This is a genomic window from Acidisphaera rubrifaciens HS-AP3, from assembly GCF_000964365.1.
GTDB lineage: Bacteria > Pseudomonadota > Alphaproteobacteria > Acetobacterales > Acetobacteraceae > Acidisphaera > Acidisphaera rubrifaciens.
The window spans coordinates 1-7,687 of the sequence record NZ_BANB01000176.1; the positions used below are offsets into that span (position 1 = coordinate 1).

At 72.5% G+C, this 7,687-nt stretch carries 5 protein-coding genes and 1 pseudogene; 4 read left to right on the plus strand and 2 right to left on the minus strand.

The features are described 5' to 3' along the window. On the plus strand, positions 1-209 hold a 209-nt coding region (locus B8460_RS21690; RefSeq protein ID WP_206742643.1), incomplete at its 5' end, for a hypothetical protein. Between the two features lie 109 nt (positions 210-318). Beyond that, the gene (gene speB, locus B8460_RS06450; RefSeq protein ID WP_084623292.1) at positions 319-1,293 is read left to right on the plus strand and encodes an agmatinase; all 975 of its coding nucleotides are present in this window, start codon (positions 319-321) and stop codon (positions 1,291-1,293) included. Here the strand turns inward: speB and B8460_RS06455 are convergent. Then, positions 1,290-3,887 carry an MMPL family transporter gene (locus B8460_RS06455; RefSeq protein ID WP_048860760.1) on the minus strand — a complete coding sequence of 866 codons (2,598 nt, stop codon included), beginning with the start codon at positions 3,885-3,887 and terminating at the stop codon, positions 1,290-1,292. The two genes, speB and B8460_RS06455, sit on opposite strands and share 4 nt — an antisense overlap. A 150-nt stretch (positions 3,888-4,037) precedes the next feature. Between B8460_RS06455 and B8460_RS06460 the strand changes: the two genes are divergently transcribed. Next, positions 4,038-5,687: an acyl-CoA synthetase gene (locus tag B8460_RS06460; RefSeq protein ID WP_048860761.1), complete on the plus strand. Its 1,650-nt coding sequence runs from the start codon at positions 4,038-4,040 to the stop codon at positions 5,685-5,687. Next, positions 5,684-7,468, plus strand: a complete 1,785-nt coding sequence (locus B8460_RS06465; RefSeq protein ID WP_048860762.1) for an acyl-CoA dehydrogenase — start codon at positions 5,684-5,686, stop codon at positions 7,466-7,468. The genes B8460_RS06460 and B8460_RS06465 overlap by 4 nt, the downstream gene beginning before the upstream one ends. A gap of 37 nt (positions 7,469-7,505) precedes the next feature. Here B8460_RS06465 and B8460_RS23050 read toward each other — a convergent pair. Then, positions 7,506-7,687: pseudogene (locus B8460_RS23050) on the minus strand (hypothetical protein); the annotation flags it as partial.

The following is a 7,687-nucleotide window of genomic DNA, read 5'->3' on the forward strand; positions in this document are numbered from 1 at the left end:
ATGGAGCGGCCGGAGGGTCTGCGCCGGGACCGGCCCAGGTCGAGCCGGCCCCGGCGGACATGGCCACCGAGATCCGGCCCGCGCCGCTCGCCGAGCCGGCGCCCCTTGCCGCCGTGGAGCCCGCGGAGCCGCGCCGGCCGATCGGCAGCTTCCGCCTCGGTGGGCGGCCGGTGCAACTGTCCGACGAGCCCGAAAGCGCCTCGGCCTGACGGGCCATCCTGCCACCGGCATGCGAACGGGCGTCCAAGCCCGGTCGCATCGCCCGGGCGGGCGGGCGGCGATCCGCCGTGCCGTGCCGAGCCGGCCCGGAGCCGGGGCATGATCAAGCCGCCGCGCGACTATCACGACATGGACGACCCGCAGGCGCGGCCGCGTTACACCGGCATTGCCAGCTTCTTCCGCGCGCCGGTCGCCGACGCGCTGGCCGATACGGATATCGGCGTGATCGGCGTACCCTTCGATCTCGGCGTCACCAACCGCAGCGGCACGCGCCACGGCCCGCGCGCGGTGCGCGAGCAGTCCACGCTGCTGCGGCGTATCAACGGCGCGACCGGCATACGGCCTTTCGCTGCCGCCCGCGTTCGCGACCTCGGCGATTGCTGGATCGAGCGGCCGTTCGAACTGACGGGGGCGCAGGCGGAGATCACCGGCTTCTATCGCGACGTGGTAGCCGCCGGCATCGTGCCGCTGTCGGTGGGCGGCGACCATTCGATCACCCTGCCGATCCTGCGCGCGGTCGCGGCGGGCGGCCCCGTCGGCCTCGTGCATATCGATGCGCACGGCGACACCGGCGGTGACTACATGGGCTCGCGCTTTCACCACGGCGCGCCGTTCTCCCGCGCGGCGGAGGAAGGGCTGATCGACCCGGCCCGCGCGATCCAGATCGGCCTGCGCGGCACCACCAACGACCCCGATCTCTGGGGCTTCAGTCAGCGTGCCGGCATGCGCGTGATGATGATGGACGAGGTGCAGGACCGGGGCTGGCGCCACGCGGCGGACGAGGCGCGGCGGATCGCCGCCGGCGGTCCCGTCTATCTCTCCTTCGACATCGACAGCCTCGACCCGTCACAGGCGCCGGGCACCGGCACGCCGGAGGCGGGCGGGCTGACGATGATCGAGGCGCTGCGGCTGCTGCGCGCGCTGCGGGGCCTCGATTTCGTGGGCGCCGATCTGGTGGAGGTGGCACCGCCCTTCGATGTCGGCACGCTGACCGCCTTCAACGGCGCGTCCATCCTGTTCGAACTGCTCTGCCTGCTCGCCGAGGCCTGGACGGCGCGCGGCGCCACGCCCTAGCCGCGGGTGGTGCGCGGCGGCCCGATGGCCGACAGCAGCGCGGGGATGAACACCAGCGTCGCGACCAGGGTGCAGCCGAGGCTGATCAGCAGCAGCTTCCCCATGCTCGCCGTGCCGGGATGCGCCGACAGCGCCAGCGACCCGAAGGCCGAGCCCGTGGTCAGCGCCGAGAACATCACCGCCCGCGCGGTCGCCGAGCCCAGCATGCGCGGCCGGCCGGCCCGCCAGTTCATCACGAAATAGATGTTGAACGACACGCCGACGCCGAGCAGCAGCGGCAGGGCGATGATGTTGGCGAAGTTGATCGGCATGCCGATCGCGACGATCGCCACCACCGTCATCAGCGCCGACAGCGACAGCGGCGCCAGCACCAGCCCGACATCGAGCGCGCGCCGCAGGGCGACGAACAGGATCAGCGCGATGGCGACGAAGGCGCCCACCGCCGCGGTGCGGAACGCGTCCACGATCGTGCGCGCCGTCGCCACGATCGTGACCGCCGAGCCGCCGACATTCGGGGCGACGGTCGCCACCTCCTGCACCAGGGCCTGCAGCCCGCGGCTGTCGCGCGCGGTCGATTTGGCCATCGCTTGCACCCGTGCCCGTCCGTCCGGCAGCAGCCAATCGCGCTTCAGATCCTCGGGGATGGTCGCGATGGTGGCCGGCTCCGCCGACAGGGCGGTGCGCAGCTGCGCCAGTTGCACCGGCAGGAAGCGGGTCAGCGCATGGTCCATGCCGACGAGGATGGCGTCCGGCGCCTTCGCCACCGCCCGCAGGTCGCCCGCGATCAGCGCGAGCGGCGCATCCTTCGGCAGCTTGGCCAGCGCCGGCTCGATCTGTCCGTCGGCCGTCGCCGCCGCCATGCGTATGTCGGCGGGCGTCGCGGGGGCGACCGGCCCGTGCGGGGCGAGCGTGACCGCGAGGATGGAGTTGGCGTCCGCGATCGCCGCGAGCTTCGGCCCCTGATCCTTCGGCACCAGGCTGTTGATCGACAGCACCTGTGCCACCAGCGGCAGCGCTTCCAGCTTCGGCGTCAGCGCCGCCGCCGCCGCGGCGTCCTGCGTCAGGATGTCGACGCTGTAGGGGTTGGTCACCGGGTCGTCGAACAGGTCGCGCAGCGTCCGCATCGCCTCGGTGTCCGGGTTCTTCGTGTGCAGCGGATCGGAATCGAAGCGCAGCGCGAAGGTGAGGCCGACGCCCGCGAGCGCCAGGACGGCAAAGATGCCCAGCAGCGGCCGGCGGTGACGGGCGATCACCGGATCAAGCCGCGCCGCCCAGGCAAATCCCACTTCCGCCGCCTCGCCCCGCGGCCGGCACAGCGCGATCGCCGCCGGCAGGAAGGTCAGCGTGCAGGCGAAGGCGACCAGCATCCCGAAGCCGGCGATCAGCCCCAGCTCCGCGACGCCCGAGAAATCGGTGGGCACGAAGGCGAGGAACCCCGCCGCCGTCGCCGCCGCCGCGACCAGGATCTGCACGCCGACCCGCCGGCCCGTCTCGGCCATCGCCGCCTCGGCCTGCGCGGCCTCGAACCGCTGCTCGCGGTAGCGGACGCTGAACTGGATCGCGAAATCGACGGCGATGCCCACGAACAGCACGCCGAAGCCGACCGAGATCAGATTGAGCGTGCCCACCGCCGCCGCGGCGAAGAACACGGTCAGCAACAGGCCAAGTGCGAGCGTGCCCAGCACCGGCAGGATCAGCCGCCAGGTGCGCAGCGCGAGGAACAGCCAGAGGGTGATCAGCAGGACGCTGCCGATCAGCCCGGCCACCGCGCCCTGCGCGACCGTCGCGAACTCCTCGTCCGCCAGGGCGACGGAGCCGGTGATGCGCACCCGCGCGTCGCCCGACTTGACGAATTCGAGCCCCCGGATCGCCGTCCGCATGTCCGCCGTCGCCGCCCCGCCGGGTTGCAGGGAGCCGTAGTCGAGCTTCGGCTGGACCAGGACGAATTTGTACTTGCCGGCGAGATCGCTCACCGGCCCGCTGAGCAGGTTCTGCCACGACAGCGGTTGCGGATGCCCGGCCAGCGCCTCGGCCATGGCGGTGTGAAAGCCGGTGAGGGCCGCCCGGAAGCCGCTGAGGTCGGCGTCGCCGTGCTGCACGCCGAGTCCGATCAGCCCGAGCGTCGCCAGCAGCCCGCGCGCGGAGGGATCGGCGACCAGCTGGCCGAGGAAGGGCTGCGCGTCCACCGTGCGGTCGAGCAGCGATTGCAGCGTCTTCTGATCGAGGAACAGCAGCCCCTCGCGGTGCAGATAGGGGGCCGAGTCCGGGCGCCGGACGCTGCGCACATGGGCGGTGTCCGCCGCCATCGCGGCGGCGAGGGAGGCGGCCGTCGCGTCGGCCTCCTCGGGGATGCGGGCGTCGATCACCGCCACCAGCAGGTCCTGGAATTGCGGGAAGTCCCGCGCCAGCGCATCCGCCCGCTGCCGCCAGGGCAGCGAGGCCGAGAACATCCGGTCGGTGTCGGTGGAGACGCCGAGATGCCCGCTCGCATACCACCCGCCGAGGCCCCCGAGGACGGCGCCGGCCAGGACGACGGCGGCGGCCGCACGACGACAGCGCTCGACAAGGGCGGCAAGCAGGCTCGGCAGGGTCATGCTGGGTTCCGTCGGGGCGGGGAGGCGGTTTGGTGCGCCCGCGCCGCGGCCCGGTCAACCTCCGCGCGGCCCCCGGGCGGCATTTGTTCCGGCGGTTCCCTCGCGTAATCTGCGGCCAAGCCGAGGATCATCGGAGGGGAGGCGAGCGCCATGGACGGACCAGCTACGGAAGGCGACGGCCGGTTCCAGATCGGGCTGGAACGCAGGGTCGCGAACTATACGCCGCTCTCGCCGCTCAGCTTCCTCGCCCGCGCGGCGCTGGTGTTTCCCGGCCGCACCTCGATCGTCCACGGCGACCTGCGCTGGACATGGCGCGAGACCTATGCCCGCTGCCGCCGTCTTGCCTCCGCCCTGGCCGCGCGCGGCGTGCGGCGGGGCGACGTGGTCGCCGTGCTGGCCCCGAACGTGCCCGCCATGGTGGAGGCGCATTTCGGGGTGCCGATGGCGGGCGCCATCCTCAACACGCTCAACACGCGGCTCGATGCGGCCAGCGTCGCCTTCATGCTGCGCCACGGTGGCGCGCGGGTTCTGCTGGTGGACGGCGAGCTGGCGCCGGTCGCGCGGGCGGCGCTCGAACAGCTCGACACGCCAATCCTTGTCGTCGATCTGGACGACCCGCTGGGGCCGCCGGACACGCGGATCGGCGCCCTGACCTACGAGGCGCTGCTGGCGGAGGGCGATCCCGACCATGCGTGGGAGGGGCCGCCCGACGAGTGGGACGCGATCTCGCTCAACTACACATCGGGCACCACGGGCGATCCCAAGGGCGTCGTGATCGCCCACCGCAGTGCCTATCTGAATGCGGTCAGCAACGTCGTCTGCTGGTCGATGCCGGCGCACCCGACCTATCTCTGGACGCTGCCGCTGTTCCACTGCAACGGCTGGTGCTTTCCGTGGACGGTCGCGCTGCTCGCGGGGGTGAATGTCTGCCTGCGCCGGGTCGATGCCGCGCCGATCCTCGACGCGATCCGCCGCCACCGGGTGACGCATATGTGCGGCGCGCCGATCGTCTATGCCAACGTGGTCGCCGCGCCCGAGGAGATGCGCGTCGGGATCGATCACACGGTGCAGGGCATGGTCGCGGGCGCCGCGCCCCCGGCCGCGCTGATCGAGGGGGCGGAGCGGATCGGCATCCATCTGACGCATGTCTATGGCCTGACCGAGGTGCTGGGCCCCGCCGCCGTCTGCGCGCCGCAGGCCGAGTGGGCCGATCTGCCGCTGGAGGCGCGGGCGGAGAAGCTCGCCCGGCAGGGCGTGACCTATCCGCTGCAGGAGGCGATGGAGGTCCGCGACCCGGCGACGCTCGCCCCGGTGCCCTGGGATGGTGCCACGATGGGCGAGATCGTCTTTCGCGGGAACATCACCATGCGCGGCTACCTGTCCAACCCGGACGCGAGCGCGCGCGCCTTCGAGGGCGGCTGGTTCCATACCGGCGACCTCGCCGTGGTCGATCCCGACGGCTACGTGCGGATACGCGACCGGTCGAAGGACATCATCATCAGCGGCGGCGAAAACATCGCCTCGCTGGAAGTGGAGGAGGCGCTGCACCGGCACGCGTCCGTGTTCGGCGCCGCCGTGGTGGCGCAGCCCGACCCGAAATGGGGCGAGACGCCGTGCGCCTTCATCGAGCTGAAGCCGGGGCACGCGGCGGACGCCGACGCGCTGCGTGCCCACTGCCGCGCGCAGCTCGCGCACTACAAGGTGCCGAAGCGTTTCGTGTTCGGCCCGCTGCCGCGCACTTCCACCGGCAAGATTCAGAAGCATGTGCTGCGCGAGGCAGCCAAGGAGACCGACCGATGACCTACGCCGCGCCGCTGCGCGACCTGCGTTTCGTGCTGGAGGAGCTGGTCGGCATGGACGCGGTCGCCGCCCTGCCGGGGGCGGATCACGTTAATGCCGAGCTGGTCGCCGCCGTGCTGGAGGAGGCCGGCCGCTTCGCCGCCGACGTGCTGGCGCCGCTGAACGCGCCGGGCGACAAGGCGGGCGCCCGGTGGGACGACGGGGCGGTGACGACCGCGCCCGGCTTCGCCGACGCCTATCGCCGCTTCGTGGAAGGGGGCTGGAACGCCCTGTCCTGCAATCCCGAGCATGGCGGGCAGGGCCTGCCGAAAAGCGTCGCCGCCGGGGTCGAGGAGATGTGGAACGCCGCCAACATGTCCTTCGCCCTGTGTCCGCTGCTGACGCGCGGCGCGATCGAGGCGCTGGAGCTGACCGGCAGCGACGCGCAGAAGGCGCTCTATCTGCCGAAGCTGATCGAAGGCAGCTGGACCGGCACGATGAACCTGACGGAGCCGCAGGCGGGCTCCGACCTCGCCGCCGTGCGCACCCGCGCGACGCCGGACGGCGAGGGGCGCTACCGCATCCAGGGCCAGAAGATCTACATCACCTATGGCGAGCACGACATGGCCGAGAACATCGTCCATCTCGTCCTCGCCCGCCTGCCGGACGCGCCGGCGGGGGTGAAGGGCATCAGCCTGTTCGTGGTGCCGAAGTTCATCCCCGACGCGGACGGCCGGCCCGGCGCGCGCAACGACATCCGCTGCGTGTCGATCGAGCACAAGCTCGGCATCAAGGCGAGCCCGACGGCGGTGCTCGCCTATGGCGATGCGGGCGGCGCGCTCGGCGAGCTGGTGGGCGAGGCCAATCGCGGTCTCGAATACATGTTCATCATGATGAACAACGCCCGCTTCCAGGTGGGCCTGCAGGGCCTCGCCATCGCCGAACGCGCGTTCCAGCAGGCGCGCGCCTATGCCCGCGACCGGGTGCAGGGCACCGAGGCGGGCGTGCGCGGCGGCGGGCGCGTGCCGATCATCCGCCACGCCGACGTGCGGCGGATGCTGATGGAGATGAAGGCGCGGATCGAGGCGATGCGCGCCCTCGGCATCGTCACCGCCCACGCGCTCGACCTCGCACAGGCGGGGCAGGACGCGGGGGCGCAGGCACGGGCCGATCTGCTGATCCCCATCGTCAAGGGCTGGTTCACGGAGCAGGCCGGCGACATCGCCAGCCTGGGCGTGCAGATCCATGGCGGCATGGGCTTCATCGAGGAGACGGGCGCGGCGCAGCATCTGCGCGATGCGCGCATCCTGCCGATCTACGAGGGCACGACCGGCATCCAGGCCAATGACCTGATCGGGCGCAAGGTCGCGCGCGACGGCGGGCGGGCGGCCCATGCCCTCGCCGCCGAGATGCGGGCGACCGCCGAACGCCTGCCGGAGAGCGGCGAACTGGCCGGGCTGCGCGCGGGCCTGCTCTCCGCCGTCAGCCTGCTCAATGCGTGCACCGACTGGATGGTGGCGACCTACGGCACCGATATCGGGGCCGCGAGCGCCGGGGCGGTGCCGTATCTGAAGCTGTTCGGCACGGTCGCGGGCGGCTGGCAGACCGCGCGGGCGGCCATGGCGGCCGCCGCGCGCCTGGAGGGCGGCGACAACGCCGACCGCGATTTCCACCAGGCCAAGATCGGCACCGCGCAATTCTACGCCGCGCATGTCCTGGCGCAGGCCGGCGCCTATGCCCACCAGGTCATGCACGGCGCCCCGGCGACGTTCGCCCTGACGGACGACCAGATCGCGGCCTAGCGGCGTCCCCCGCCGCCGACCGGAACGGGGTGGCGCCTTAGCGGCGCCACCATCCCTGCTTGGGTGCCGGCGGCGGCGCCGCTCCCACCACGATCGGCTTCACGACCGGCGCGGGCTCCGGGGTCGCTTCGGGCGCGGGCACCGGCGCGGGCTCGGTCTCGGGGCCAGCGGCGATGCCGGGCGTGACCGGCTGGGCTTCGGCCGCGTGACCGGCGCCGT

Excerpts from the sequence above, each read along its gene's own strand:
- B8460_RS06460 (WP_048860761.1), top strand. The coding sequence starts at position 4,038 with ATGGACGGACCAGCTACGGAAGGCGACGGCCGGTTCCAGATCGGGCTG.
- B8460_RS06465 (WP_048860762.1), top strand. The coding sequence starts at position 5,684 with ATGACCTACGCCGCGCCGCTGCGCGACCTGCGTTTCGTGCTGGAGGAG.
- B8460_RS06455 (WP_048860760.1), bottom strand. The coding sequence starts at position 3,887 with ATGACCCTGCCGAGCCTGCTTGCCGCCCTTGTCGAGCGCTGTCGTCGT.
- speB (WP_084623292.1), top strand. The coding sequence starts at position 319 with ATGATCAAGCCGCCGCGCGACTATCACGACATGGACGACCCGCAGGCG.